Raw genomic sequence first — 26904 nt, forward strand, 5'->3', positions numbered from 1 at the left:
TTATTGTGCTGCTTTACCGCTGCAACCAGCTTCAGGCATTTTACCGCTGCAGCCGCCTTCGGGCATTTTTGCGCTGCAACCGCCTTCCGCGCCTTTCATATCCTTCATGTCTTTCATTTTGTTGGCGCCGCATTTACCTTCGCCGCATTTGCCTTCACGCGCCTTGCCGCTGCAACCGGCTTCGCCGGCTTTTTCATCGGCTGCTGCTAGTTGTTGGATTGGGTTGATGCTGGACATCTCAAATGGATTTTCGCCAGCTTGAATGGAAGGGGCCGTGGCCAATAATCCGGAAGCAATTGCACCGCCCAAAGCCAGAGTCAGATTTTTTTTATTCATGGTGTCGTCTCCAAAGAGTAGTAAGTGTTTATCAGGAAAGACCACAGTGTCTTCCTGATCACTCAGTCGGAGATCGATATGATTCCTTACAAAATTTTATTCGGGCGATACAAAATGAGATGGGTCGGCCTAACTGAGTCCGAGTACTAAGGTGTGATCCAGCTGCTGACCGGATGGAAGGGCTGGTCAGGGTCATTATCGAGTTGCACGATATAGGCGCCTTTGGAGGCAAAGCGTTGTCCGGGGCCGAGACTCAGCCTAGGAAAGGTGCCGGGATTAAGTAGATTTTCGGCTTCGGTTTCTATGTATTCCAGCAGGTAATCCCTGGAAAAGTGGTCGACGACGTGTTCTAAGCCGAACTGTAGTAAATTCAGCGCGTAATAGGTGTTGAATTGCAAGCGGGGATTATCGATAGGCAGTTGTTGGGTGTTCATCCAGGCTCTGACTCTAAAAGCATGCGGATGATAGGCTGACGGCAGTTCGTAAGGGTAGCTGAAATACAGCTTACTGGCAATTTCGGCGCGGAATTGATTTCCGGCGTCCAGAGTAGCCGCCGGTAGCAACAGACGTTCGCTATGTTGTGCCATTAAGGGAATCTCGGCGGCGATAGCGTGATCGAATTTCCCCGGCCAAATTACCGCGTTAATGGGCTCGGCTTGTTGTTGAGTGAGTGTTTGCCATTGATCGCGAAGTTGCTGGACAGTTTCGAAAGGCATGTCTATGACGACATGCTGCTTGTCGCCAGCCAGACTTTGCGCCAGTGCCATGGCCGGTTGGTTACCTCGGGCATCGTTTGCATGAATATTGACGATCAGCCGCGAATCAAGCGTTTTTTGATGGCGCAGAAATCTACCGATGGCTTTGGCTTCCAGAATCAGTCCCTGATTAAAATACATCGAATAATGATTGTCTTTCCCGGTCGGCGGCAGATCGGTAAATGGGAAGAGGCAAGGGATACGGTTGTTTTCGCAAAAATCGTGTATCGGCGTCCAGTCGCCCTCCGCCATGCCGCCGATAAAGGCGAAGACTGGCTGTTGTTGGTAGCGCTTTGCCAGCTCGTCGGCCCATTGCTTGGGATCGGCGGGTAACTCCCAGACCTCGTGTTGCCAGAGTCGGAAGGCCTTGGCGAATTCAGAGCGATAACCCGGCGAAAAATTAGGGTGGGCGAGGTTGCCCTCCGTTTCCAGGTTCAGCCATGCCACAAATTTGGCAATGGTGGCCAACATGGCGTCCTTATTTTTATTGCTGACTTGGGGGCCAACCACGGTCGCCAGCCGGATCACGCGGTCATCGACACCAGGGTCATTGTGATTGGAAAGCTGGTGTAAATAAGTAATAAGTGCAGCCATTTCGGTATCTGTTAGCTGATAACGCGGCATCAAGGAACTCAGCTTTCTACCGGAAGGGTCAATGCCACTCCGAATAGCCGCGGCCAACGATTCATCGCTATAAGCCGGACGCTGATAAGCCGAGCGCATTCTGGCCCAGAACATTTTTCCCTGGCTTTCTTTGAATAATTTGTTGAACAGATCGGCGCGATCGAAGGTACGTGGATTGAATAAAATATTGCCGGTGACGGGTAATACATAATTGCCGCCTTCACTGGAGCCAAAGCCGCTACGACGATGGCATTGCGCGCAATTGAATTGGGGGTCTTTGAAAGCGATGTCGTTTTGCGCCACACCTTGCAGCGCATCGCCGTTGCCGGTTATACCGCGTTCATATATTTGCGCACCCAGCATGGCATCCGGGGCTAAAAACTGCCGGTAATGCTGGCTCAGCCAATAGCCGCCCAAGGCTAGACACACTAGAAGTAAAGTTAGTCCGGTTCTTTTGACGATTGGTGGTAGCGGTTTGTCAGCCATAGGGTATTGCTCTGTTTTGATGTTGGTTGAAAGTGGAGGTCCTTGACCAGCAAGCGGTTAGTCAGGCATGGCCAACATCTGCTTATATTCTGCTATAAGATCTTGCTTGCCCAGCAGGCCGTTGATGCGCCGCCATGCCGAATCCGGGCCGGGGCGCATGAACGTTAGCGCTAAATGGAACATTTTATTATTACCCGCATAGCTGGCATCGAAGGCTTTCAATACATTTTTGATGTCATTGGGAGTACCGGTCAAAAAATGCCAATTACCGTCTGCTTTGAAGCGCTTGGCGTAGGCGTGCAGTTGTTCCGGGGTGTCCTGCTCAGGGTCTATGGAAATGGAAATGAACCGCTGCTTGCCGTTGGACAATTGATCGAGATCGGCTTGTGCGCTTGCTAATGAGGCGCTCAAAATAGGACAAATCGTTGAACAGGTGACAAATACAAACTGCAGTACCACGGGGCCTTCGGCATTTAGTAATTGCTGTAATGAGATGTCATCGCCGTTGGCATTGATCAAGCTCACGTCGGGTAGTTGGTAATTGATTGTGCTGACTTGGTATTTGCGAGCCGGAGAACTGGAAACCGTCGCCGAGGGTTCCGAACCTGAAGCTGTTGGTCGAGGTTCGCTGAGCAGCCAGGTTTGCGCGATATCATCCGAAAATACGCGCAGGCCAACCCCCAGCCATAAACATGCACCAGCCAGCCATTTGGTCGATAGTTTCACCTTCACCTCGGTAATAATTGAAATGACAAAATCAAATGAACTTTAAATGAAAAAGGGTAAACAGTACTGAGTACTGCTTACCCTGGGCTTTAAATGTTGCTTGCGCGAACTAGCCTATCAATGGACGGACCACACGGCAACTTCATGGTGTAAAGGATCGAACTGATACCAGCGCAGGCGGCGGGATGGTTCGAAGTTCATTTGCATGACTACATTATGCTCGCCGATCACGTCACCGCCGTTAACCTTGGTTGCGGGTGGGGTCATGATCAAGCCGGGTCGGTTGTCTGTCGGCATGCCGGCATTCACCCACCAATGGGCGCGGCCGAAGGTAAACCAATGTCCGGCGCCGCCGATCACTTCCGTCGATTGGAAGGTGTTTTCCCAGCCGCGTCTGCCGCCGAAATCGACATTGAAATAGGCGTGATCGAAATAATCGCCATTCAACAGTTTGATTTTTACGGTTTTGCCGCGAGTGTTCCAATATGGATAGGTTGCTTGGCTTTCGTCCAGGATGCCTTTCATCTCGCCGTAAATGGTGTTATTGAGGAAGGCTAAGGTCCAGTCGCTATCCGGATCGGCTTTGACGCCATCAGGTAATTTTGTGCGGTTATGCCATTGCTCGAAAGCCCGGTTCAGTTCCTTGATCTGTTTTTTGTTCGCCTTGCCTCTAGCCTGGATTTCCCGCAGGGTATTCCACATCCGTTTGGCGGGCGCCAAGTCGCCGATTTTGGCGATTGCAGCCAGTTTGCTGGCTTCGTCAGCTCTCGGGTTTTGGCCGAATACCGAGGTTTCCCATTCAGGCAGCGACTTGGGGCCTACGCGTTTTCTGGCATTTTCGATAACTTGCACTCTAGGCGGATGCTGGCGCCAGCCCCAGTGGTACGACAGGTTGTAGTATTTGCCCTGCGCCATCCGCATCATATATTCGGTGCGGGTACCGTCTTCCATGGGGAAAAAGGTTTGGTCCATCAATACGTTGGGCATAGGCGGCATGCCGGGAGGGCTTAAGGCCGGATCATCGAAATACATCACCATGGGTGCGAAGTCTTCGTGGCCGCGATTCAAGGTATCTACTTTGTAATGTATGGTCCAAGGCACATCCAATACGTCGCTAGGGTCGATCATATTGGTATCGCCTTCGATATGGCTATCGAACCAGATTTGATGCACTTCGACCATTCCGCCTATCTTGTTGCCCGCGTTATCGAAGATGGGTTGTACGCGCTTGATTTTATTCGGCCCGTTATAGTGCAATAAAGGTATGCCACTGTAATTGCGGTTCGGCACGGGGTTGCCTTCCAGAATATCGAGACCCAGCTGAACAGCCGCTTTAAAAGACATTTTGTCGTTATGACGATCATGGTCTTCATAACGACCGTAATGGTCTTCATAATATTCGCGGTCACTTTTGCTGATTTGCTTGAGGGCCACCATCAAATCATCCGTCGGCGAGGTCTTGTCGATGGGGGTGATGACCGGATCGGGATGCAAATTGTATGGATGCTCGGGGGTGGAGGGTAGGGTGTTGAGGATTTCAACGCCGTTACCGTCGCAGACGTTTTTGTAAACGGTCGGCAAATGGTTGCTGCCCGGCGGTTCAGCGAACGGGTCTTGAGCGGCAAAGATGGTGTTTTCGGGGGTGATGATGGTTGTGGTTTTACCGTCAGCGGAAACCGATTCCTGCGCTTGCGGCGGTCTGGGCTGCGGCATGACGCAGTCGGCAGCAGCATGAGCCGCGCCCACGCCCGACAAGGCGACGGTCACGGCGATGGCCAGGCGGCTATGATTTAGTGTGTGTTTTAACATGATTCAACTCCATTCCTTAACTTGGCTTCGACTTGGCCGAAGTGAGATTAAACATCGCGGTTGCTATTGATGTCCTTGTCGGGACGGGTCAAAGCGATGGGGCCCGCGCGCTTCATCTCGTCGCGTGCAATTTTGCCGGGTTGCAACCAGCTCACGCGGCTAAGTGCCATGTCTGGGTCGGCATCGACAGCGAATGCACCCCAGATACCCACGCCGCCATTGCCGTAATGCACCATGCGGGTATTGATGCCGGTGTGATGGTGATGACGGGTCAAGTGTTTGGCAAAGCGATCGCTGATAGCTTGTGAATCGCCACTGGTGGGGCGAAGCAATAGCCAGCCGGCTGGCAGGTCATGCTCTTGAGCATATTTTGCAAGCCTTTCAACGCTATCGGCTTCCGGTTTGGTGGTAATCGAATAAATGTTCACTTCCTTGCCCAACTTGTCACCCAGGCGATCCGCAACTTGCGCCATATGTTTTAGCGTAGGGAAAAGTTGTTGTGTGTCTAGGGACATAAACTGCACCATAACCACCTTGTTACTGATCAACTCGCTGTGGAATTGGTAGACCCGTCCTGCGTGCGATGTTACAGGGACATTGGGAAATTGGTTGCCGCCGCGTCCTTGGGTGGGCGGTGGTAAAAATGCCTGCAATAACAGGTTTCTGAGTTCCAGCCTGGAAATAGAGTTGGCTGTGTACCGGGATTTTTCAGTATTCATAATGACCTCGGATAAATCAAATTCGGTTAGTTTTAAAAGGCGGCATTAATCGCCTTGACCAGGTTCGACAATATCCCAGCGGATCATCATGGCATGGTCTTCGTGGACCACGTTGTGACAATGCATGACGTGTTTGCCGAGAAAATCGCGCCAGCGACCGAAAAACTTCACTTCTTCGTTAGGTCCGAGCATGATCACGTCCTTACGAGCATGATTGACATCATCACGGTCTATCGGTTTGCCGTTGACTTCCAAAATTTGGAACTCCTCGAAATGGCTATGGATAGGATGCATCCAGGAGCTGCCGGCATTCCGGAAAGTCCATATTTCCGCGCTACCCTGTTCGATTTTGGCATCCGAGCGGTTGGGATCCATTAACTTGCCGTTGATGGTCCACAAGCCGTTGTCGTAATCGAATACGAACAGGCGCTCTCTGCGAACTTCCGACATATTGATAGGCGGCAATTCGCGCATCTTTGCGGGGATACGGCTGCGATCCGGACCTTTAGCAGGCACTACATCGAATCGCATGATTAAGTCGTCGTCTTCCAGTTCCCGGCCGGTCCAGCCGGCGCCGTCTTCACGGCTTTCCATGCGGTTAGCCAGATACAGTGATTCACCTGGGCGGTATTTGGAAAAGTCGATGACGATGTCGTGGCGTAAAGCGGGGCCTATACGCATGGTTTTTGACTCGATAGGTCTCGGTAACAAATTGCCGTCTGTGGAAAGGATGATAAATTCCTGGTCGCTGCTGCGTCCGCCGTGCTTGCCTTTCTTGCCATGGTGGCCATCGTGGTCGTGATGGCCGTTATCAGGCTTGGTCAGATACAACTGATAAATGCGAGATGGTCCACCGTTTAGTACCCGGAAGCGGTATTTCCGTGCTTCCACTTTAAAATGAGGCTGAATCACCCGGTTGACGGTAAAGCGATCACCGAGTAAACCATGGGTCGTGTATAGCGCGCTGGGCAGGTCGTCGCCATTAGGTTCCGGGTTGAAGAAATCCCAAACCGGTTGGCCATTTTGATCGAACATAACGTCGTGCAGAATCAGCGGTACGTCATATTTACCGCTCGGCAAGCGGTAGGTGCCGGGTTTGGTTTCGTCGTTGGCATCCATTTCGTCGAATAGCAGATAAAATCCGCTCAGGCCGGCATAAACGTTGGTGGCGGTAAAGTCCAATCTATGATCGTGATACCACAGGGTCGACATGATTTCCCGCTTATCGTGACCGGCTGGGAAATTGGCGTAATGATGATCCCAAAATTCGCCAGGATTGAAATAATCTTGTGGAATACCGTCGCTCTCGGACGCTGTGTGCGCATTGTGCAAGTGAATGGTCGGGCTAGGCATCGCAAAACGAATATTGGCGGCTCCAAGCGGAGGCAGGTTATTGATGCGGCGCAGGAAAACCGGTTCGCCATATTTGGCGTGGAACGTCATGCCGGGAGTGATGCCTTTGGGCATATGCGGGTCGCGAAATCCCCAAGCCCAAGAGCCCTGGTTGTAAGGAAAGTCGCTATGGTATTGCCACAAAAACTCTTCTATATAATGAACGTAATATTTTTGCGGGTGAAATTCGTTATAACGTTGATGACGCTGCGGATCGGGTGCGCTGCCGCCGCCTTGCGGAGTGTTAAGGAAAGCCGGATTGATGTTTTTGGAGATCGGCATTACGTTTAAGGGATCTTTAAACGGGGTAACCGGTGGGCTGGGTGCTGCGGTGATACTAGGAACGAATCCATCGGGAAACACCAAATCGGCATTTGCCTTTTTAGGCGCCAGCAGCCCATAACTGGTGCCTGCTGCGCCGTATTTTAGAATATCGCGTCGAGTTGCCATTACTTCATCCTCTTAAAGTTAACAAACCAAGCTTTGCCGTAATCGGAAAGCATTTTTGCAAGTTGTGTCGGCGGCATTGAGTGGCTGAAATTTTTTTAAGCCGTGTTTTTATAAAGCCAGATTAAGATTAAATTAAGAAGAGGGGCGTTGTATTGAGGAAAAGGTACAGTAGCTAAGGGAATCTTTTTGGGTTATTTGACCCAAAACTATGTTATTTAACTGGTTTTTTTGTTGGGCTATTTGCCGTTTTTTGGGCGGAAATCTGCTTTGATAAGCAACAAGGGAACAAGCTATATATACCTGAATTTATTGGTATATATTTGATAGTAGTTGGTTGTTTTTTGGGTTTATGAGGGGTGTTTTCCGGCGCGCGGTTTTGATTGGACTGATGTCCTGGTTTTGTTCTAGTTTGTTTGGGAGGCAAATCTTGCCAGCTCCAGGCGATCGCTAACTTCTAGTTTGCCGTAAATCGAGTAAATGTGATTACGTACCGTTTTTTCGCTGATTGCCAGGGTTTTAGCAATCGAATTGGTATTGAGTCCCTTAACCACGAGTTCGACAATCTGCAGTTCGCGCTTGGATAAGACGTCAAGTTTGTTGTTGGTGTTGTCAATGGTGTTGGTGTAAGGCTGAGCCAACGGTGTTCTATCCGCTGTGTCGACAATAGACTTTAGCAGTGTACGTTCAAACCACAATTCGCCGGCTAATACTCGGTCGATGGCTTTTAGCAAGATCTCAAAATTGCGAGCCTTCAAAAAAATTCCGGAAACACCCGAGCAAATAAATTTTACTAAATCTTCCGTGCAGCAAGACGATGCAATCAATAGAATGCAGGCATTTTGACGTTTTGATAGTAGCTGTTCTATGAAGAAAAGATTGGCTTCCGGGTTTAGGCATGGGGCAGCCAGAATGATATCGGGCTCAAGGTTGATGATCATCGACATGGCTTGATCGCAAAAGTCTCCTTGGCCAATGACCTCAAGATGTGCCTGCATATCTAATAACCTGACCAGGATGTCTCGATAGAAAATCTGGTCATCAAGCACCATGACGGTTCGGGTGGATGGGACTGTAGCGATAGGAGTTTGCATAGGTTGGTGATCAAAAAATGAGAATAAACCTGTTGTTAGTCGGTGTTGTAGGCTATTCCTTACATCGGTTCGAAAAATAATTGCGATATTCGGCGGTTGCGTTCATTGCGCGGTTGCTCACGGTGTACATCAAGGCGTTAAGAATTCGGTTTTGGGCGAGATAATGAAGCGGTTAAAGTGTAAGGTCGGAGTGAAAATTTTTTCGGATATCGGGTCATATGTTAAACGCCATTTGATTCCCTTAATAAGTGCCATGTAAAAAGGCTTAAGTGACCATTATAGGCAGTGGTCGGCTGCGTTTGAACGTTTTTGATGGCCGAGAACTTATATCGGCAGAGTGAGGTTAAGCGTTTGTGTTAGATAGTGCGGCTGACTGACACATTAAAACGGACTTTAAAAACAGCGGTAGGATCGTGTTTCAGCACTCTCTCACTGCCGGGTGGAAAGTCATTATTTGCCTACTTACCCACTGTTATTAGTTCTGGTTTCGTTGGACTGAACGCCAATATTTTGTTCGCCCGGTAAGTTGGATCGGTTGGCGTGCCTGCAGAGCCTTTAATTTAAGGCGACCGAAATGAATCGCCGACAAAGTAAATAATTATGGCTGTTGCCGCCGCGATGGTATTTACGTCTAAGGTTTTGGCGAATGCCGGAGCGCCACTCATAAAAGGGCACGGCCATAATATACACCACGTTATGTTGTAAAGAATAAAACCTTGCTGAACGTAACCATTCAGTTCACTGATTGTGGCGGGGTTGTGTTTAAAATCAGTACCCATATCGGCGCTGATGTCATCAACTATGCTTATCAAATTTCGGCACCTCAATACCCTCTCCCGCTGGAGGGAGGGGAGTATTCGCAACAGAAATTGGACGTGTGATGATAAAAACCGGCTGTTGGCGCCCGCCTCATTTTTGCCGATTTTTACTGGCAGGGTGCTTGAAAAAATCTTGCGGGAAAAGGGCTGCGCTCCGGGCGGGTTGGCAGACAAAGCTTACGACCAATCCAAAACCATTCATTACCCGACTGCCGTGGTTGCCGGCTCCCGATCGAACATGTTCAGTGTTGCGGTTGTTCGATGTGCATGGCGCTCCGACAACTAGCGGGCGAGACGAGTTATCAGCGGTAGTTGGTGTTTGTTAGCCGATAAAAAAGCCGGGTAATGCCCGGCTTTCATTGGGTTACCACGGTTGTTAAGCTTAGGTTTTAATAAAAACCATTGCCCAGCCATGCGCCCGCGGCTGCCCCCACACCTGCCGCTAACGGATCGCCACGACCCATTTCGTAACCCATTGCGCTCCCGACCATACCGCCCACCAAGCCTTGCGGGGAGCGTTGGTCGTAACGGTAATAGTTGACAGGCGGCGGAGGTGGTGCGTAGTAACGCGGGCGAATCGGAACATATTCAACCACCCGTTCCGGCACATAGATGTACTTTTGCCGGTAGCGATGGTGATGGCCGTGCCGATGATGATCGTGGTGGTGACCATGATGATGGCGGCCGCCCCCGTGTGGGTCGGCCATGACGGGCAAAGAAAACAGGATTCCAAGTACCGTAAAAATCGCTAATCTGATCATAAATACTCCTAATATGCTAACTGATTCAGGCGCGACTAATTTTGGGTGGATTCGCTTAAAAAAGGCTTAATAAATCCTTTAATTATGCAGCGTTTAATAAGGAAAAAGTAATGCGGCTTTTATCCTCTTTTAGCATTATGGTAAGCATTCTTGATGGCTTGAGCCAATTCGTGCACGGCCATGGCATAGTGGGTGCTCTGGTTGTATCGGGTTATGACGTAAAAGTTGGGGTAGCCGATGCGGTACTCGTCGTTACTATTGTGCCGCAGCCATAATAGCCGCAACGGCGCGTCACAGTGACAGTTGGTATTCAGCGACAAGCCGGAATCCGTTAAGGATTTTAACGAATATAAATGATCCAGGCCGGGTTCCAGGTTGCTGGCGGCGGCTGGTTTACCGCGTACGGACGAAACTACCGGCTGCCCTGGTTGCCAGCCATGTTGAGCAAAATAGTTGGCAACGCTGCCGATGCTGTCTACAGGATCCCACAAGTCGCGATGCCCGTCGCCGTTAAAGTCCACGGCCCATTCCAAAAAACTGCTGGGCATAAATTGTCCAAGGCCCATTGCGCCGGCAAAGGAACCGATCGGTTTGGCGGGGTCGATATGCTCGCTACGCGCCATTACCAAAAAATTTTCTAATTCGCCGCGAAAATATTCGCCGCGCCGCCGGTAATCGAACGCTAGAGTCGTCAGCGCATCAATGACGCGGTGGCTGCCGACATAACTGCCAAAGGTGGTTTCGACAGCCATGATGCCGAGAATATATTCGGCGGGTACCCCATATTGTCGGCTGGCACGCTGCAATGCATGTTGGTGTTTGTGCCAAAAACTAACTCCGCTGTTGATGTGCCTAGGATCCAGAAATTTCGCCCGGTAACGGGACCAGCTGCCTTTACTGGGTTGAGCCTTTAAACTGCGATCGGATTTGGCTAGATAATCCAAAGTCCATTGTTTGCGCTTAGCCTTCGAAAACAGACCGGTGAGATAGTCACGGTCAAAACCGTGTTTTTGCACCATGAAATCAATGAAACGATTCACGGCTTGATAGCCGGCGTAATCGCCCGATACAGACGCTGCCTTATAACCGCCCACGCTGACCAGTGGACGCAAGTCTGGCGTTGCCGATCTGGACTGTTGTGGAGGGTTTTGCTGAGTTGGCGAGTGAGTATTCTTGTCGGTAGCTTGCGATTTTTCCGGCTGATTCGCGCAACCGCAAAATATCAGCAGGCTCAGGCCAAGACAAAGGCGGGTTGAAAAAGTTACAGCATGTTTCATAAGTATTCGGTTATTTAACGGTAAAGACTGCCGTTGTCTTCATCGGTCTCGGACAATTTCATATCGTCGTTATCGAAATCGGCATTTTCGGCGCCGAGCTTGATCATCAAGCGAACCTCATTGCGTGAATCGGCGGCATTCAATGCGTCTTCATAGCTGATTTTGCCGGCGGTATACAGATCGTATAAGGCCTGGTCAAAAGTTTGCATGCCGTGCTCACGGGAGTTTTTCATCAGTTCCTTTAGCTTATGCACTTCGCCTTTCCGGATCAAGTCCGAAACCAGCGGAGTGTTCAACAAAATTTCAATGGCTGGATAACGGCCTTTGCCGTCGGCGCGCTTGACTAGTTGCTGGGCGACGATGCCGCGCAAATTCAACGACAAATCCATAAATATTTGTCTGTGCATTTCTTCCGGAAAAAAATGCAGGATCCGGTCCAATGCCTGGTTGGCATTATTTGCATGCAAGGTGCATAAACATAAGTGACCGGTTTCGGCAAAAGTAATGGCGTGTTGCATGGTTTCCTTGGTTCTGACCTCGCCGATCAATATCACATCCGGCGCCTGACGCAAGGTGTTTTTCAAAGCCACTTCGTAAGATTCGGTATCCAGACCCACTTCACGTTGCGTGATAATGCAACCCTTATGTTGGTGTACGAACTCAATCGGGTCTTCGATAGTAATGATATGGCCGTTGCTGTTTTCGTTGCGGTGGCGGATCAAGGCTGCCAGCGAAGTGGATTTACCGGTACCGGTTGCGCCCACAAATAAGACCAAGCCGCGTTTGTACATGATCAGTTCTTTCAGAACCGGCGGTAAATGCAGATCTTCGGACGAGGGGATATGCGTTTCGATACGGCGCAGCACCATACCCGCGGCATCGCGCTGGGTGAAGGCGCTAACCCGGAAACGTCCTAAACCTTCAACGCCCATGGCGAATTGGCATTCCTTGGTATGTTCGAACTCGTCTTTCTGGCGTTGTTCCATGATGCTGAGTACCACTTTTAACGCTTGGTCGGCGGTCAGAATGTTTTTGGATACATCCACCACCTTGCCGTCGATTTTCATGCAGGGTGGTTTGCCGGCGGTGATGAATAAATCCGATGCTTTTTTTTCCACCATTAAGGCTAATAATGCTTTGAAGTCCATGCTGCCTCCAGAAATTAACGGAACAGGTCTTTGTTGACGGCTTTCACCATGGCGGCTTTGCCGGTCACCAAGCCCTTGTCGACCAACTCTTTCAGATTCTGGTCCAGCGTCTGCATGCCGTCTTTGCGTCCGGTTTGAATGGCGGAATACATCTGCGCGACTTTGGCCTCGCGGATCAAGTTGCGGATCGCCGCTGTGCCGACCATGATTTCATGCGCGGCAATCCGGCCGCCGCCGACTTTCTTCAGCAGCGTTTGCGAGATAACCGCTTGCAAGGATTCAGACAGCATGGAACGTATCATGTCTTTTTCCGCGGCCGGGAACACGTCGATAATACGGTCTATGGTTTTAGCGGCCGAAGTGGTGTGCAAGGTACCGAATACCAAGTGGCCCGTTTCGGCGGCGGTGAGCGCCAAGCGAATGGTTTCCAAATCCCGCATCTCACCGACCAGGATGATGTCGGGGTCTTCCCGAAGCGCCGAACGTAAAGCTTCGGTAAAGCCCAAGGTGTCGCGATGGACCTCGCGCTGATTGATCAATGATTTCTGGCTTTCGTGCACAAACTCGATCGGGTCTTCCACCGTTAAAATATGCGAATAATCGTTGTTGTTGATATGGTTGATCATCGCCGCCAGCGTGGTGGACTTGCCTGAACCGGTTGGACCGGTTACCAGAATCAATCCGCGCGGTTTGTTACAAACTTCTTCAAAAAACTTGGGCGCGCCCAGTTCTTCCAAGGTTAATACTTTGGAAGGAATGGTTCTAAATACCGCGCCGGCGCCTCTGTCTTGGTTGAATGCGTTGACCCTGAAACGTGCTACGCCGGGAAGCGCAAACGAAAAGTCGGTCTCCAGAAACTCTTCGTAATCGCGGCGCTGTTTATCGTTCATGATGTCGTAAATCAGCGCATGCACTTCCTTGTGATCCAAGGCCGGAATATTGATGCGGCGGATATCGCCATCAACCCGAATCATAGGCGGTAAACCCGCAGACAAATGCAAATCCGAGGCTTTATTTTTAACGGAAAAAGTCAATAGTTCGGCGATGTCCATGTTGGTTGTCTCAGCAATAGTGGATGTGTACGGGCAAGGATAGTACAGATTGGTAAGCGAATCGTGCCGGGTGGCTTTTAATCTGGAGCCCGAAGCGAGTTAACTGAAATTCGTCAATGTTGCTCTTTGAGCTCGGCGCAACGAATACATCGGTTGGCATAAGGCAGCGCCAATAGGCGTTCTTTTCTAATCGGTTCCCCGCAGGTCAGGCAAATACCATAAGTGCCTTCGTCTATTCGGGAAATGGCCTGTTTGATTTTTTCCACTTCATGGCGGGCGGCGTTGCCGAGGGCGTCTAAAACTTCGTCATTTTCCACTTCGGTGGCCTGTTCGGAAAAATCCTGCTCCAGCGGCTTATCGACATGTTTAACATCGTCGGTGATTTTGCCCAGTCGGTCATCCAGCTCTTCGAGCATGTAGATTAGATGATTGCGAACTTCTTGATATTCTTTCATTTGAGTCTCCGCAGGCTAGCTGCATTGGATGGTGGCCAGTCTAAAAGGCCGGCCGAGGTGTTATCTTCTTATACAATGAACCGGCAAGCTGTGCAATAACGCCGCTCGATGGCGCTAATAAAGCTTAAAGCACTTAACACTTTGGCAGGCTATACTGAGCCGACTAGTTAATTTGCGGAGCAGGGGATGAAAAAAATACACGTCGAAAATCCGGTCGTTGAAATCGATGGCGATGAGATGACCCGCATCATCTGGCATTTCATTAAGGATCAGTTGATTTTGCCTTATTTGGATTTAACTATCGACTATTACGATTTGAGCATTGAGCAGCGCGACGCCACGGATGACCAAATCACGATAGATGCCGCAAATGCGATCAAACGGCATGGCGTCGGCATCAAATGCGCCACGATTACGCCGGACGAGACCAGGGTGGCGGAGTTTGGCCTGAAAAAAATGTACAAGTCTCCCAATGGCACCATTAGAAATATTCTGGATGGCACGGTGTTTCGAGAGCCCATAATTTGCCAAAATGTACCGAGGCTGGTGCCGAACTGGACCCAGCCTATTTGCATTGGTCGCCATGCTTTTGGCGACCAATATCGGGCTACGGACTTTGTCACCCAGGGGCAGGGTACCTTGCGCATCAGTTTTACGCCGGATGACGGCGGGGTTGAGCAAGCGTTTGAGGTATACCATTTCGAGGGGGACGGCGTGGCACTGGCCATGTACAACACGGACGCTTCTATCGCCGGATTTGCCCACAGCTGCTTCAACGTGGCATTAGATAGGGGCTGGCCGCTTTATTTGTCAACCAAAAATACCATCTTGAAAAAGTACGATGGCCGGTTTAAAGATATCTTCGAAGCCATTTATCAGGCGGAATATAAACATCGATTTACGGCCAAAGGCATTGTTTATGAGCACAAGCTGATCGATGATATGGTGGCATCGGCCCTGAAGTGGAGTGGCGCTTTCGTCTGGGCGTGCAAGAATTACGATGGCGATGTGCAGTCCGATACCGTGGCGCAGGGTTTTGGTTCATTGGGGTTAATGACCTCGGTACTGGTCACTCCGGACGGAAAAGTGATGGAAGCTGAAGCGGCGCACGGCACCGTCACTCGTCATTATCGTCTGCATCAGCAGGGCAAAAAAACCTCGACAAATCCTATCGCTTCAATTTTTGCCTGGAGCCGAGGGCTGGCATTTCGCGGCAAGCTGGATGGCAATGCCGAGTTGATACGGTTTTGCGAAACTTTGGAAAAAGTCTGTGTCGACACGGTGGAGGCCGGCAAAATGACCAAGGATCTGGCGTTGTGTATCTACGGCGACGATTTGAACGAGTCGCATTATTTGAGTACCGAGGCATTTTTGGAAGCCCTGCGAGCCAATCTCGAGAAGAGCCTGCATGTCTAAATGTGCGGAGCGAGATTAGATCTTTGAAATAACTTGGTAACTAACGGATTTTAAAATAAATGGTGTAGCATTTAATATATTAAATGTGTGTGTAATAACACCTTTCAAGATGCCGGCTCCAGTTGGCGGTGTTTTTTAGTTGGATTATTTGAATTTAACCCTATAGGAGTTGATATGGAAAAGCGGGTTGCCCTGATCACAGGGATCACCGGTCAGGATGGTTCGTATCTGGCGGAGTTTTTGTTGGAAAAAGGCTATGAAGTACATGGCATCAAACGGCGGGCGTCGCTATTTAATACCGAACGCGTTGACCACATTTACCAGGATCCGCATGTCAAAAACCCTAAGTTTTATCTGCATTACGGCGACTTAACCGATAGCTCCAATTTAACCCGTATCCTTAAAGAAACCAATCCTAGCGAAGTCTATAATCTCGGCGCCATGAGTCATGTGGCGGTGTCGTTCGAGTCGCCGGAATATACCGCCGATGTGGATGCGATCGGCACATTGCGGATTCTTGAAGCCATGCGATTTTTAGGTATGGAAAAAACCGCACGTTTCTATCAGGCCTCCACCTCCGAGCTATACGGCTTGGTTCAGGAAATTCCACAAAAAGAAACCACCCCGTTTTATCCGCGTTCACCGTATGCGGTGGCCAAGCTTTATGCTTACTGGATCACCGTTAACTACCGCGAAGCATACGGGATGTATGCCTGCAACGGCATTTTGTTTAACCACGAGTCGCCGCGCCGGGGTGAAACCTTTGTGACCCGCAAAATCACTCGAGGCCTGAGCAATATTGCCATGGGCCTGGAGCAGTGTTTATTCATGGGGAATATGGACTCGCTACGCGATTGGGGGCATGCAAAGGATTATGTGCGCATGCAATGGATGATGTTGCAGCAGGAACAACCGGAAGATTTTGTCATTGCTACCGGGGTGCAGTATTCGGTGCGCCAATTTATAGAAATGGCGGCTAAGGAACTGGGTATCACGCTGCGCTGGGAAGGCAAGGGTGTAGACGAAAAAGGCTATATAGCAGCCATAAGCGGTGGTAAGGCTCCAAAAGCCGTAGTCGGTCAACAAATCGTGGCTATCGACCCGCGTTATTTCCGACCGGCCGAAGTGGAAACCTTGTTGGGTGATCCAAGCAATGCCAAGGAAAAACTGGGTTGGGTGCCGCAAATTACGCTACAGGAAATGGTCGGCGAAATGGTAGCTTATGATTTGCAGCAAGCACAAAAACATGCGCTGTTGCAGAATCAGGGTTACAGCGTGGCAGTTAGTAAGGAATAAGCTCATGGCAGACAAGAAAATTTATCTGGCCGGACATCGCGGTATGGTGGGGTCGGCCATCTTGCGGCAACTACAGGCGGCGGGGCACGGTAATATTGTGGTGCGCACGCATGCCGAACTAAATTTGACCGATCAATCGGCTGTACGTGAATTTATGCAAAGCCAGAAACCGGATCAGATAATTCTGGCTGCGGCTAAAGTGGGCGGGATTCATGCTAATAATGTGTATCCGGCCGAATTTATTTATCAAAACCTGATGGTGGAAGCTAACATTATTCATCAGGCCTGGGCGGCGGGTTGTCGGGAATTGTTGTTTTTGGGGAGTTCCTGCATTTACCCTAAGTTTGCCGAGCAACCCATGCAAGAGGCGGCCTTATTGACAGGCATTTTGGAGTCGACGAATGAGCCGTATGCGATTGCTAAAATTGCCGGCATTAAGTTATGCGAGTCCTATAACCGCCAATACGGCACCGATTACCGTTCAGTCATGCCGACTAACCTATACGGCGAAAACGATAATTTTCATCTGGAAAATAGTCACGTCATACCGGCCATGATACGCAAGCTTCATGATGCCAAAATGGCGCATGCGCCAGTCGTTACCCTATGGGGAACCGGTGCGGCGATGCGCGAATTTTTGCACGTGGATGATATGGCTGCTGCAAGTTTACATGTTTTGAATCTGGATACGTCGGCATACCAAGCGGCAACTGAGCCAATGTTGTCGCATTTGAATGTCGGCACCGGCAAGGATGTCACCATTCGCGAGTTGGCTGAAACGATCCAAAAGGTGGTGGGTTTCGCCGGCGATATTATCTGGGATAGTTCCAAACCCGATGGTACGCCACGCAAGCTGATGGATAACGGTAAATTGCGCTCCTTGGGTTGGCGGCCCACTATCGATTTGGAAGCGGGGTTAAAATCCACCTATCAATGGTTTATTCAGCATCAGGCGGAATTTAAAAGTCAGTAATTGCTTTAAGCGGATTTCCGTTGGAATGCTGGAGTTTGAGCGTCATCAATAGGGCAAGTAAAACCCGTAGCGGGTTTTGGCTGGATTTATGGCTGAATTCATCTAAACTTTGCTCTCACACAGACTTCTAGCTGGCAGGAATAACTATATGGCTTTACGTATATTGCTGGGATTGTTGGTTCCCTTGCTTTTTAGCGCTTTTGTTTGGGCGGATTCGCTGCGAATCAATCCCAATCATCCTGATCAATATACGGTGGTTAAGGGTGATACTTTATGGGACATTTCCGGTAAATTTCTTGAGCACCCCTGGCAGTGGCCGCAGCTGTGGCATAACAATCCGCAGATCAAAAATCCGCACTGGATTTATCCGGGCGACACGTTGTATTTTTCGTATGTTAACGGTGAGCCGCATCTGAGTCTGAATCCGGTCGATTCCGGGTATAGCGATGTACCCAACTTGACACCGCATATCCGTGAGTCGCCGATCGAGCAAGCCATCCCCATGATACCCAGCGATGCGATCGCCCAGTTTTTGAGTTCGCCTAAAGTGGTTTCCGCTGACGAGCTGCCCGAGGCGCCTTATGTGCTTGAAATTGCCGATGAGCATTTGGTGGCCGGAGCCGGGGATCGGGTTTATGTGCGGGCGATTGAGAATCCGGAAGGGCTGGAATACACCATTTACCGGCAGGGCAAGCCGTATGTCAGTCCGGATACGCAGGAGATACTCGGCTACGAAGCTGAATATATCGCCGATACACTATTGGAAAGCCCGGGCGATCCGGCAACTTTGCGTATCACTAAATCCGATAGCGAAGTGCGCCGCGGTGACCGGTTGATGTTGAGCGCCGCGGGAGAGATGGCCCTAAATTATTTTCCTCGGCCGCCAGAACAGCGTGTGGCGGGTAGTATTATTCGGGTCATGGGTGGCGTTACCCAGATTGGGCAACGCGATATTGTGGTGATCGATAAAGGAATCCAGGATGGCTTGGAAGTAGGCCATACTCTGGATATCTACAGAAGAGGCCGCGTTGTCATCGACAGGATGCAATCCGATGAAGCGGTGCCGGTTAAATTGCCGGATGAATTGGCGGGGGTTTTGATGGTGTTTCGTCCTTTTGAACGGGTGAGTTATGCTCTGGTGATGAAAGCCACCTCCGCCATACATACCTTGGATAGGGTGCAAACGCCTTAACATACCAACTCCCGCCGATTTTCGGTGGGAGTTTACTATTGGCTGTAATCCATTTATTGTCAAAAAAACTGAATTCTCATATCAAATCATGGCTGGCCCTGGCTCGAATCCCCGGTGTCGGGCCCGTTGCTGTTCAGCGTTTGCTGGCGGCTTTACCGGTTGAGCAAATCTTTAAAGCATCTCGAACCACTTTGCAGGGGGCGGGGTTTAGCGAAAAACTCGTTGCGGCGCTGCAAAATCCACCCTGGGAATTAGTAGAGCAGGATTTAGTCTGGCTTGAACAGCCCGAAAATGCCGCCATCACGATTGAAGATGCCGATTACCCGGAACAACTAAAGGAAATTACCGATCCGCCGCCGATATTGTTTGTTAAAGGGCAGTCGGACATCCTGCATCGGCCGCAAATTGCCATGGTCGGTAGTCGCAATCCATCCAATATAGGCGTAAAAATTGCCATCGAGTTTGCCCAGGCGCTGGCCGAGGCGGGGTTTGTGATTACCAGCGGCATGGCTTTGGGTATCGACGCCGCCAGCCATCGGGGGGCATTGAATGCGGGAGGGCTTACTATTGCGGTGGCCGGTACCGGTTTGGATCGCGTGTATCCAGCCTGTCATAAACAGTTGGCGACGGACATTGTGGCTAATGGCGCGTTGGTTTCCGAATTTCCGCCGGGTACAAAAGCCAAGACCGGGCACTTTCCCAGGCGTAATCGAATTATCAGTGGCTTATGCCAAGGTTTGTTGGTGGTGGAAGCGGCCCAGCAAAGCGGATCGTTAATTACCGCGCGAATGGCCTTGGAGCAGAACCGTGAAGTGTTTGCCATTCCCGGTTCGATTCATAATCCATTGGCGCGCGGTTGTAATGCTTTAATCAGGCAAGGCGCTAAATTAGTCGAAACGGCCGAGGATATTTTTGAAGAATTAGGCCAATACAATCAAGTATATAAGTCGATTGGCGCACAAATACATCAGACGGCGCTTGACCTGGAGCAGCAAAATCTATTGAAATTGATTCCGTACAGCCCAATAACGGTTGACAATCTGGTCCAGGATAGTGGTTATTCGGTGGAGACTGTTTCATCGATGCTACTGGTTCTGGAACTGCAAGGCTACATTGCCGCGGCCGCCGGCGGTAGCTATTACCGAACCCAATAAAGGCTCTAATGAAAGAAGATATTTTTGATGTGCTGATCTATCTGTTTGAAAACTATCTGGATGGTGATAGCGATAATTATCCCGATACCGATGCGATTGCCAGTGAGTTACTGGATGCCGGTTTTCAGCAGCCTGATGTGAGTAAAGCCTTTGATTGGCTGGAATCCTTGGCGGAAATTGAAAGCATAACGCCTGCCGTGACATCTTCATTCCGGATATTCAGCAGTCAGGAAGAATCGGTGTTTGATCTGGAATGCCGCGATTTTTTAATGTTTCTTGAACATGCCGGCATTTTGACGGCGGCCAACCGGGAAATTGCCATCGATCGGGCCATGGCTTTGAAAGATGAAGATATTACCTTGGATAAACTGAAGTGGATCGTATTGATGGTGTTGTTAAGTCAACCCGGTGATAGCGCGGCCTTTTCCCGCATGGAAGATATCGTTTACGACTTGATACCCACTTCTTTACATTGATTTTCATACGGATAGCATGAGCAAAAGTTTAGTCATTGTAGAGTCTCCCGCCAAATGCAAAACCATCGAAAAATATTTGGGCAAGGATTTTCAGGTGCTGGCCTCTTATGGGCATGTGCGTGACCTGATTCCTAAGGAGGGCGCGGTCGACCCGGAGAATGGCTTTGCCATGAAATACCAGGTCATAGATCGTAATCAACGCCATTTGCAGGAAATAGGCAAGGCCCTGAAAAATGCCGACACTTTATATCTCGCCACCGACCCGGATAGGGAAGGTGAGGCAATTTCATGGCATGTGTTCGAACATCTGAAAGAAAAAAAGCTCCTAAAAGACAAGCAGGTGTTGCGGGTAGTGTTCCATGAAATCACCAAGAAAGCCGTGACCGAGGCTATCGAACACCCTACCGAATTGTCCCTTACCATGGTTAATGCCCAGCAAGCGCGGCGAGCTTTGGATTATTTGGTGGGTTTCAACTTGTCGCCGTTGCTGTGGAAAAAAATCCGCCGCGGTTTGTCGGCCGGACGGGTGCAAAGTCCGGCTTTGCGCATGATCGTCGAGCGTGAACTGGAAATCGAGGCATTTAAAACCCGCGAATACTGGTCGCACACGGCCGATGCCAGTGCGCAAGGTCAGCCGTTTAAAGCCAAGCTAACCCATTTTAACGGCGAAAAGCTGACTCAATTCAGCATCACCGACGAAGCGCAAGCCAATCAAGTCAAGCAGGCGCTTTTGGACGCGGGCGACGGCCAATTGATTGTCGCCAAACTGGAAAAAAAGCAGCGGAGTAAAAATCCTGCGCCGCCTTTTATAACGTCCACGTTGCAACAAGAGGCCGCACGCAAGCTGGGGTTCACCACCAAGCGCACCATGATGGTGGCGCAGCAGTTGTACGAAGGTATTGATCTGGGCGGCGAAACCGTCGGGTTGATTTCTTATATGCGTACCGATTCGGTGAATCTGGCGGATGAAGCATTGGCGGATATCCGGGCTTTGATTGCCGAAAAATACGGCGCCGATAATGTTCCGAAAGAACCGAGACAGTTTAAAACCAAATCCAAAAATGCGCAGGAAGCGCATGAAGCCATTCGCCCTACCTCGGTGCAAAGACTGCCGGAGCAAGTTAAAGGCCGCTTGAGCGTCGAGCAATTTAAATTATACGACTTGATTTGGAAGCGCACCGTGGCATGCCAGATGATCCCTGCGACTTTAAATCTGGTTGCCGTGGATCTGACTTGCGGCAGCGATAAGAATGTATTTCGCGCCACCGGTTCCACCGTTACCAATCCGGGTTTCATGATGGTGTATCTGGAAGGGGTGGACGACAGCAAGGAAGCCGCCGACGATCAGGATCGGTTATTGCCGCCCATGGAAGAAGGCCGGCCGGTGGTTCTGAATGACGTGGCTGCAAATCAGCATTTTACCGAGCCGCCGCCACGCTATAGCGAGGCGAGTTTGGTTAAGGCGCTGGAGGAGCACGGCATCGGCCGGCCATCGACTTATGCCACTATTATCTCCACCTTGCAGAATCGCGAATATGTCACCATTGACAGCAAACGCTTTTATCCGACTGATGTAGGGCGGATAGTAAATAAATTTTTGACCGAACATTTTACCAAGTATGTCGACTACGATTTTACCGCCAATTTAGAAGACGATCTGGATGCGGTGGCGCGAGGGGAAAAGGATTGGATTCCGTTAATGAACGATTTTTGGCGGCCCTTTACCCAACTGATTAATGAAAAAGAGGAGTCCGTTCAGCGTAAGGATGTGACTCAGGAGAGTATAGACGAGCAATGCCCTGAGTGCGGTAGTCCATTATCGATAAGATTGGGACGTAACGGTCGCTTTGTCGGCTGTACTAATTATCCGACTTGTTCGTATACCCGGAATCTGGGTGAGGATAGCGCTACCGCCTCGGTCGAGCCGGAAGTGGTTGAAGGCCGGGTTTGTCCTAAATGCGGCTCGCCGCTGGTGATTAAAACCGGTCGTTATGGCAAGTTTGTCGGTTGTAGCGCTTATCCGACCTGTAAACATATTGAGCCGTTGGAAAAACCGCAGGATACCGGCGTTGAGTGTCCGCAATGCAAGAAAGGCTCGATACTTAAACGTAAAGCACGTAGCGGCAAGATTTTTTATTCTTGTTCCGAATACCCTAAATGTGATTATGCCTTGTGGGATGCGCCGATCAAGGAAAGTTGTCCCGACTGCCAGTGGCCGATTTTAACCTTGAAAACCACCAAGCGGCGGGGAACGGAAAAAGTTTGTCCACAAAAAGACTGTAAATACGCAACGCCTTATGAAGGCGATCCGGAGGATGTCAACGGCCCCGGCTGAAGTAAGTGGTGGCTTCAGGGGGTGTTGTGGTGGTAATCCAGCATAACCGTCTGGCCGATTTCGAGTTGGTGCTTGGCGATGAATCCGGAGTTGACCTCCAGCATGTACTGCGCGGGAACCACTGAAGTGTAGACCGGGCAAGGGTCTTGCCTGCAAGGTAATAAATTACGCAGCATGGAAAGGATCATGCCGTCCGTTGAGAGAAATAGTATGTCCAGCGAGAGTAAGGTGTTTTTCATCCAGACCCCACGCAATGCCTGATCCGGATACACAAACAGCATGCCCTGGTCGTCTTGCAGCTGTTCTCGGTGCATCAGGCCGTATTCCCGTAGCGGTGCGGTATCGGCAATTTCGACGTCAAGCCGGTAGTCCTTAGCAAAGCTTACAACGCCTTTCGCCATAGGGTCCGCAAGTACGGGCAATGCGGTCAAGAACAGTAAAAAGCAGCAGATAAATCGTTTTAGTCGGATATTCATGGCAAAGTTAGTTGAAATGGAGTTGTTTTTGCTTGGAGGGCTGATTATAATGCTGCGTTCTTTTGTTTGCGAGCGTGGCGAAATTGGTAGACGCGCTGGATTTAGGTTCCAGTGGTAACCCCGTGAGAGTTCGAGTCTCTCCGCTCGCACCATTTCTTTCTGTTATTCACAGCGATACAGCACCTTTTTCGATATATTCATGAGTTCCGCTGATCGATTCCCCCTATTCAATTCCTTCTTTTTTAACTTTTTGAGGTAATGCAATGCAAGTTTCTGTCGAGAAGACATCAGAATTAAGCCGAAAAATGATTGTTAGTGTGCCTGATGCGGTGCTTCAGGAAAAAATGGAAACTCGCTTTAAAAAACTGGCCCGGGAAGTTAAGGTGGATGGTTTTCGTCCCGGCAAGGTGCCGACCAGTATGGTTAAAAAACTGTACGGCGAGCGTGTGAAACAGGAAGTGGCCGGCGATTTGATTCAAACGACCTATTTCGAAGCGCTGCAGCAGCAGGAGTTGGTTCCTGCCGGTCATCCCAGCATCACGCCCGCGGAAAAAAGTGAAGGTTTCGAATATGTTGCGGAGTTTGAGGTTTACCCGGAAATTTCGTTGGATGCGGTTAATGGTTTGGAAGTCAGTCGGCCAACAGCCAGCGTAACGGATGCCGATGTTGAAAAGATGATCGACAAACTGAAGCAGCAAAAGCAGGCCTGGGCCGTGGTCGAGCGCGCTTCGCAGGAAGGCGATAGGGTAACGATCCATTTTTCAGGGGTCTCGGAAGGTGAAAACTTTACCGATGGTAAGGTTGAAAACTACGCGATTGAGATCGGCGGCAATCAAATGATCCCGGGTTTTGAGGATGAGCTGAAAGGCCTGTCGGTTGGGGAATCCAAAACCTTTAGCATTACTTTTCCGGAAAAATACAACAGCGAAAAACTGGCCGGTAAAGTTGCGGAGTTTGAAATTGAGATGGTCAAGGTCGAAGCGGCCGTACTGCCGGAGTTGGATGCCGAGTTCATCAAGGCTTATGGCGTGGAAGACGGTGATGTCGAGAGCTTTCGTACCGATGTTAAAGACAACATGGAAAGAGAGTTGGCGCAAGGCTTGAAAAACAAGCTGAAAACAGCCGTTATGGATGCCTTGTTCGCGAATGTACAAATTACCCTGCCGAATGCCCTGATCGATCAGGAAATTCAAGCGCTGATGAAGCCTTATGCGGAGCGTGCCGGCAAAGCAAAATTGAAACTGGAAGACCTGAATTTGCCGCAGGACATGTTTGAAAATCAAGCCAAGCGCAGAGTGGCTCTGGGTTTGATTTTAGGTGAAATCATTCAAAAGAACGATATCAAAGTGGATGCCGATAAAGTACGCGCCACGATCGAGGATATGGCGAAGAGTTATGAGAAGCCAGAAGACGTCATTAACTGGTATTATGCGGACAATAGCCGCTTAAATGACGTCCAGCAGATGGTGTTGGAAGACCAAGCCGTGGCCTGGGTTATTGAGCGTGCTAGAGTCGTCGACCAAAGTGTCGGTTTTGAAGACGTCATGGATAGACAACAAGCATAGGAACCTTAATGATCGATCTAAATGGCATGAGTAGTATGGCTCCGCAAGCCGCAGGCGGTTTGGTGCCAATTGTAGTAGAGCAAACCGCGCGCGGTGAGCGCTCGTTTGATATTTATTCTCGCTTGTTGAAAGAGCGGGTAATTTTTCTAGTCGGCCAAGTGGAAGATTACTCGGCTAATCTGGTAGTGGCTCAATTGCTGTTCCTGGAATCCGAAAATCCGGATAAAGATATCCATTTGTATATCAATTCTCCGGGTGGTTCGGTGACGGCAGGTATGTCAATCTACGACACCATGCAATTCGTTAAACCTGACGTTAGCACTATGTGTATCGGTCAGGCCGCCAGTATGGGTGCCTTATTGTTGGCGGGTGGCGCGGCCGGCAAACGATATTGTTTGCCGCACTCTCGTGTCATGATTCACCAGCCATTGGGCGGTTTTCAAGGACAGGCGTCGGATTTCGATATTCATGCCCGGGAAATTCTGGCTATTCGCGAGCGCTTGAATAAAATCCTGGCGCATCATACCGGTCAGCCGATGGAAAAAATCCAGCAGGATACGGACAGGGATAATTTCTTGAGTTCGCAACAAGCGGTTGATTACGGTTTGATCGATAAAGTTCTTACCAGCCGTAACGGCTAGACAAAATTCGCCGCTTTGCGGCGAATTTATTGGAAAAATTGATTAATTTGAAATATTCTTCAGTCACTGAAGCAATGAATTACCTTGGGGTTTGGCCATGAGTAAAGACAAAAAAGGCAAGGACGAAGATAAACTTCTCTACTGTTCTTTTTGCGGCAAAAGTCAAAACGAAGTTAGGAAGCTGATTGCTGGTCCATCAGTCTATGTCTGTGACGAGTGTGTTGAGCTTTGCAACGACATCATTCGCGATGAGTTGATGGAGGATGAGAAAGCCGTCGGTAATGGTGCGTTACCTAAGCCAAAAGAAATCAAGCTAGAGCTGGATAATTATGTTATCGGGCAGGAAAAAGCCAAAAGAATCCTGTCTGTGGCGGTTTATAATCATTATAAGCGCCTGCGCAGCAATAGTAAGAAAAGTGATGTCGAGTTAGCCAAAAGCAATATTTTGTTGATTGGTCCAACCGGCTCAGGTAAAACGCTATTGGCTGAAACATTGGCGCGTTTGTTGGATGTGCCTTTCACGATTGCCGATGCCACGACATTAACGGAAGCCGGATATGTGGGTGAGGATGTAGAGAACATCATCCAGAAAATTTTGCAAAAATGCGATTACGATGTCGAAAAAGCAGAATCCGGTATTGTTTATATCGATGAAATAGACAAGATTTCCCGGAAATCGGACAACCCTTCGATTACGCGCGATGTATCGGGCGAAGGCGTGCAGCAGGCGCTATTGAAGTTAATAGAGGGTACCGTTGCCTCCGTGCCGCCGCAAGGGGGGCGGAAGCATCCGCAGCAGGAATTCCTGCAAGTCAACACAGCTAATATTTTGTTCATCGTCGGCGGCGCTTTTGCCGGACTGGACAGGGTAATCCGGAGTCGTACCGAAAAAGGCGGCATTGGTTTTTCCGCGGAAGTCAAAGCTAAGGATGATAGTCAAAATGTCGGTGAAGTGTTTGCCGACGTGCGGGCCGAGGATTTGATCAAATACGGCTTAATTCCCGAATTCGTTGGACGTTTGCCGGTGGTGGCCACTTTGGACGAGTTGGATGAGGCAGCGTTAATACAGATACTGACTCAGCCTAAGAACGCCTTAATCAAGCAATACAAGCATTTGTTCGAGATGGAAGGTGCCGAATTGGAGTTTAGGGACGACTCGCTGGCAGCTATTGCGCGTAAATCCATGGAAAGAAAAACCGGGGCGCGAGGTTTGCGAACCATCGTTGAAAACGTCTTGCTGGATACCATGTACGAGTTGCCTTCCAGTGAAAATATCAGCAAGGTTGTGATCGATGAAAGTGTCATTAACGGGCAGTCTGAACCGTTGTTGGTTTATGAGTCCGAGTTAAAAAGAGCGGCGGCGGATTCATAATTTTTAATGGTTTAGTGGTCGGCAAAAAAGGGGGCTTGCGTGCAAAGCCCCTTTTTTTTTGCGTTTTTGCGAAGATACTTGTTTTCTAACCGAGCGTCCTCATATAGGA

At 49.8% G+C, this 26904-nt stretch carries 23 protein-coding genes and 1 tRNA gene; 11 read left to right on the forward strand and 13 right to left on the reverse strand.

Annotated elements, in window-relative coordinates:
• The 12 genes from M0R33_RS09460 to M0R33_RS09515 form a co-directional block, all read right to left on the reverse strand.
• Positions 1-336 carry a hypothetical protein gene (locus M0R33_RS09460; protein ID WP_292568146.1) on the reverse strand — a complete coding sequence of 112 codons (336 nt, stop codon included), beginning with the start codon at positions 334-336 and terminating at the stop codon, positions 1-3.
• Between the two features lie 146 nt (positions 337-482).
• Positions 483-2201, reverse strand: a complete 1719-nt coding sequence (locus tag M0R33_RS09465) for a c-type cytochrome (RefSeq protein ID WP_292568147.1) — start codon at positions 2199-2201, stop codon at positions 483-485.
• A gap of 57 nt (positions 2202-2258) precedes the next feature.
• Entirely contained in the window at positions 2259-2927 is a 669-nt protein-coding gene (locus tag M0R33_RS09470; RefSeq protein ID WP_292568148.1) for an SCO family protein, read from the reverse strand.
• A 117-nt stretch (positions 2928-3044) separates the two neighbouring features.
• The gene (locus M0R33_RS09475; RefSeq protein WP_292568149.1) at positions 3045-4736 is read right to left on the reverse strand and encodes a hypothetical protein; all 1692 of its coding nucleotides are present in this window, start codon (positions 4734-4736) and stop codon (positions 3045-3047) included.
• Positions 4737-4783: 47 nt separating this feature from the next.
• A complete protein-coding gene (locus M0R33_RS09480) occupies positions 4784-5455 on the reverse strand; it encodes an SCO family protein (RefSeq protein WP_292568151.1) in 672 nt (223 codons plus the stop codon).
• Between the two features lie 45 nt (positions 5456-5500).
• A complete protein-coding gene (locus M0R33_RS09485) occupies positions 5501-7297 on the reverse strand; it encodes a multicopper oxidase domain-containing protein (RefSeq protein WP_292568153.1) in 1797 nt (598 codons plus the stop codon).
• A 404-nt stretch (positions 7298-7701) separates the two neighbouring features.
• Positions 7702-8388, reverse strand: coding sequence for a response regulator transcription factor (locus M0R33_RS09490; protein WP_292568155.1), 687 nt, complete (start codon positions 8386-8388; stop codon positions 7702-7704).
• Between the two features lie 1207 nt (positions 8389-9595).
• Positions 9596-9967, reverse strand: coding sequence for a hypothetical protein (locus M0R33_RS09495; RefSeq protein ID WP_292568157.1), 372 nt, complete (start codon positions 9965-9967; stop codon positions 9596-9598).
• Between the two features lie 119 nt (positions 9968-10086).
• Positions 10087-11244: a lytic murein transglycosylase B gene (mltB, locus tag M0R33_RS09500; RefSeq protein WP_292568159.1), complete on the reverse strand. Its 1158-nt coding sequence runs from the start codon at positions 11242-11244 to the stop codon at positions 10087-10089.
• Between the two features lie 14 nt (positions 11245-11258).
• The gene (locus M0R33_RS09505) at positions 11259-12392 is read right to left on the reverse strand and encodes a PilT/PilU family type 4a pilus ATPase (protein WP_292568161.1); all 1134 of its coding nucleotides are present in this window, start codon (positions 12390-12392) and stop codon (positions 11259-11261) included.
• 14 nt (positions 12393-12406) lie between these two features.
• Complete coding sequence (locus tag M0R33_RS09510; protein ID WP_292568163.1) at positions 12407-13444, reverse strand: type IV pilus twitching motility protein PilT; 1038 nt, start codon at positions 13442-13444, stop codon at positions 12407-12409.
• A 113-nt stretch (positions 13445-13557) separates the two neighbouring features.
• Positions 13558-13899, reverse strand: coding sequence for a TraR/DksA family transcriptional regulator (locus tag M0R33_RS09515; protein WP_292568164.1), 342 nt, complete (start codon positions 13897-13899; stop codon positions 13558-13560).
• A 186-nt stretch (positions 13900-14085) separates the two neighbouring features.
• On the opposite strand from M0R33_RS09515, the gene M0R33_RS09520 reads away from it, so the two are divergent.
• The 7 genes from M0R33_RS09520 (at position 14086) to topA (ending at position 22741) form a co-directional block, all read left to right on the forward strand.
• The gene (locus M0R33_RS09520; protein ID WP_292568166.1) at positions 14086-15315 is read left to right on the forward strand and encodes an NADP-dependent isocitrate dehydrogenase; all 1230 of its coding nucleotides are present in this window, start codon (positions 14086-14088) and stop codon (positions 15313-15315) included.
• Positions 15316-15489: 174 nt separating this feature from the next.
• The gene (gene gmd / locus M0R33_RS09525) at positions 15490-16611 is read left to right on the forward strand and encodes a GDP-mannose 4,6-dehydratase (protein WP_292568168.1); all 1122 of its coding nucleotides are present in this window, start codon (positions 15490-15492) and stop codon (positions 16609-16611) included.
• Between the two features lie 4 nt (positions 16612-16615).
• Positions 16616-17584 (forward strand): GDP-L-fucose synthase, encoded by a 969-nt coding sequence (locus M0R33_RS09530; RefSeq protein WP_292568170.1) that lies wholly within the window; start codon positions 16616-16618, stop codon positions 17582-17584.
• A gap of 148 nt (positions 17585-17732) precedes the next feature.
• Positions 17733-18776, forward strand: coding sequence for a LysM peptidoglycan-binding domain-containing protein (locus M0R33_RS09535; RefSeq protein ID WP_292568172.1), 1044 nt, complete (start codon positions 17733-17735; stop codon positions 18774-18776).
• A gap of 38 nt (positions 18777-18814) precedes the next feature.
• Entirely contained in the window at positions 18815-19930 is a 1116-nt protein-coding gene (dprA, locus tag M0R33_RS09540; protein WP_292568174.1) for a DNA-processing protein DprA, read from the forward strand.
• Positions 19931-19938: 8 nt separating this feature from the next.
• Positions 19939-20406: a DUF494 domain-containing protein gene (locus M0R33_RS09545; protein WP_292568176.1), complete on the forward strand. Its 468-nt coding sequence runs from the start codon at positions 19939-19941 to the stop codon at positions 20404-20406.
• A 16-nt stretch (positions 20407-20422) separates the two neighbouring features.
• Positions 20423-22741 (forward strand): type I DNA topoisomerase, encoded by a 2319-nt coding sequence (gene topA / locus M0R33_RS09550; RefSeq protein ID WP_292568178.1) that lies wholly within the window; start codon positions 20423-20425, stop codon positions 22739-22741.
• A gap of 14 nt (positions 22742-22755) precedes the next feature.
• On the opposite strand, the gene M0R33_RS09555 is transcribed toward topA, so the two are convergent.
• Positions 22756-23217, reverse strand: coding sequence for a DUF192 domain-containing protein (locus M0R33_RS09555; RefSeq protein WP_292568179.1), 462 nt, complete (start codon positions 23215-23217; stop codon positions 22756-22758).
• 68 nt (positions 23218-23285) lie between these two features.
• Here M0R33_RS09555 and M0R33_RS09560 point away from each other — a divergent pair.
• The 4 genes from M0R33_RS09560 (at position 23286) to clpX (ending at position 26795) form a co-directional block, all read left to right on the forward strand.
• A tRNA-Leu gene (locus M0R33_RS09560) sits at positions 23286-23369 on the forward strand.
• 111 nt (positions 23370-23480) lie between these two features.
• Positions 23481-24782 (forward strand): trigger factor, encoded by a 1302-nt coding sequence (tig, locus tag M0R33_RS09565; RefSeq protein ID WP_292568180.1) that lies wholly within the window; start codon positions 23481-23483, stop codon positions 24780-24782.
• An 8-nt stretch (positions 24783-24790) separates the two neighbouring features.
• A complete protein-coding gene (clpP, locus tag M0R33_RS09570) occupies positions 24791-25423 on the forward strand; it encodes an ATP-dependent Clp endopeptidase proteolytic subunit ClpP (RefSeq protein WP_292568182.1) in 633 nt (210 codons plus the stop codon).
• Positions 25424-25520: 97 nt separating this feature from the next.
• A complete protein-coding gene (gene clpX / locus M0R33_RS09575; RefSeq protein ID WP_292568184.1) occupies positions 25521-26795 on the forward strand; it encodes an ATP-dependent Clp protease ATP-binding subunit ClpX in 1275 nt (424 codons plus the stop codon).
• The last annotated feature ends 109 nt before the right edge of the window (positions 26796-26904 follow it).

Origin of the sequence: Methylomonas sp. (genome assembly GCF_023228165.1) — a bacterium.
Lineage (GTDB): Bacteria > Pseudomonadota > Gammaproteobacteria > Methylococcales > Methylomonadaceae > Methylomonas.

Bases quoted from the DNA above. Each gene is read 5' to 3' on its own strand.
- M0R33_RS09460 (WP_292568146.1), bottom strand. From the start codon at position 336: ATGAATAAAAAAAATCTGACTCTGGCTTTGGGCGGTGCAATTGCTTCC.
- M0R33_RS09465 (WP_292568147.1), bottom strand. From the start codon at position 2,201: ATGGCTGACAAACCGCTACCACCAATCGTCAAAAGAACCGGACTAACT.
- M0R33_RS09475 (WP_292568149.1), bottom strand. From the start codon at position 4,736: ATGTTAAAACACACACTAAATCATAGCCGCCTGGCCATCGCCGTGACC.
- M0R33_RS09480 (WP_292568151.1), bottom strand. From the start codon at position 5,455: ATGAATACTGAAAAATCCCGGTACACAGCCAACTCTATTTCCAGGCTG.
- M0R33_RS09485 (WP_292568153.1), bottom strand. From the start codon at position 7,297: ATGGCAACTCGACGCGATATTCTAAAATACGGCGCAGCAGGCACCAGT.
- M0R33_RS09490 (WP_292568155.1), bottom strand. From the start codon at position 8,388: ATGCAAACTCCTATCGCTACAGTCCCATCCACCCGAACCGTCATGGTG.
- M0R33_RS09495 (WP_292568157.1), bottom strand. From the start codon at position 9,967: ATGATCAGATTAGCGATTTTTACGGTACTTGGAATCCTGTTTTCTTTG.
- mltB (WP_292568159.1), bottom strand. From the start codon at position 11,244: ATGAAACATGCTGTAACTTTTTCAACCCGCCTTTGTCTTGGCCTGAGC.
- M0R33_RS09505 (WP_292568161.1), bottom strand. From the start codon at position 12,392: ATGGACTTCAAAGCATTATTAGCCTTAATGGTGGAAAAAAAAGCATCG.
- M0R33_RS09510 (WP_292568163.1), bottom strand. From the start codon at position 13,444: ATGGACATCGCCGAACTATTGACTTTTTCCGTTAAAAATAAAGCCTCG.
- M0R33_RS09515 (WP_292568164.1), bottom strand. From the start codon at position 13,899: ATGAAAGAATATCAAGAAGTTCGCAATCATCTAATCTACATGCTCGAA.
- M0R33_RS09520 (WP_292568166.1), top strand. From the start codon at position 14,086: ATGAAAAAAATACACGTCGAAAATCCGGTCGTTGAAATCGATGGCGAT.
- gmd (WP_292568168.1), top strand. From the start codon at position 15,490: ATGGAAAAGCGGGTTGCCCTGATCACAGGGATCACCGGTCAGGATGGT.
- M0R33_RS09530 (WP_292568170.1), top strand. From the start codon at position 16,616: ATGGCAGACAAGAAAATTTATCTGGCCGGACATCGCGGTATGGTGGGG.
- M0R33_RS09535 (WP_292568172.1), top strand. From the start codon at position 17,733: ATGGCTTTACGTATATTGCTGGGATTGTTGGTTCCCTTGCTTTTTAGC.
- M0R33_RS09545 (WP_292568176.1), top strand. From the start codon at position 19,939: ATGAAAGAAGATATTTTTGATGTGCTGATCTATCTGTTTGAAAACTAT.
- topA (WP_292568178.1), top strand. From the start codon at position 20,423: ATGAGCAAAAGTTTAGTCATTGTAGAGTCTCCCGCCAAATGCAAAACC.
- M0R33_RS09555 (WP_292568179.1), bottom strand. From the start codon at position 23,217: ATGAATATCCGACTAAAACGATTTATCTGCTGCTTTTTACTGTTCTTG.
- tig (WP_292568180.1), top strand. From the start codon at position 23,481: ATGCAAGTTTCTGTCGAGAAGACATCAGAATTAAGCCGAAAAATGATT.
- clpP (WP_292568182.1), top strand. From the start codon at position 24,791: ATGATCGATCTAAATGGCATGAGTAGTATGGCTCCGCAAGCCGCAGGC.
- clpX (WP_292568184.1), top strand. From the start codon at position 25,521: ATGAGTAAAGACAAAAAAGGCAAGGACGAAGATAAACTTCTCTACTGT.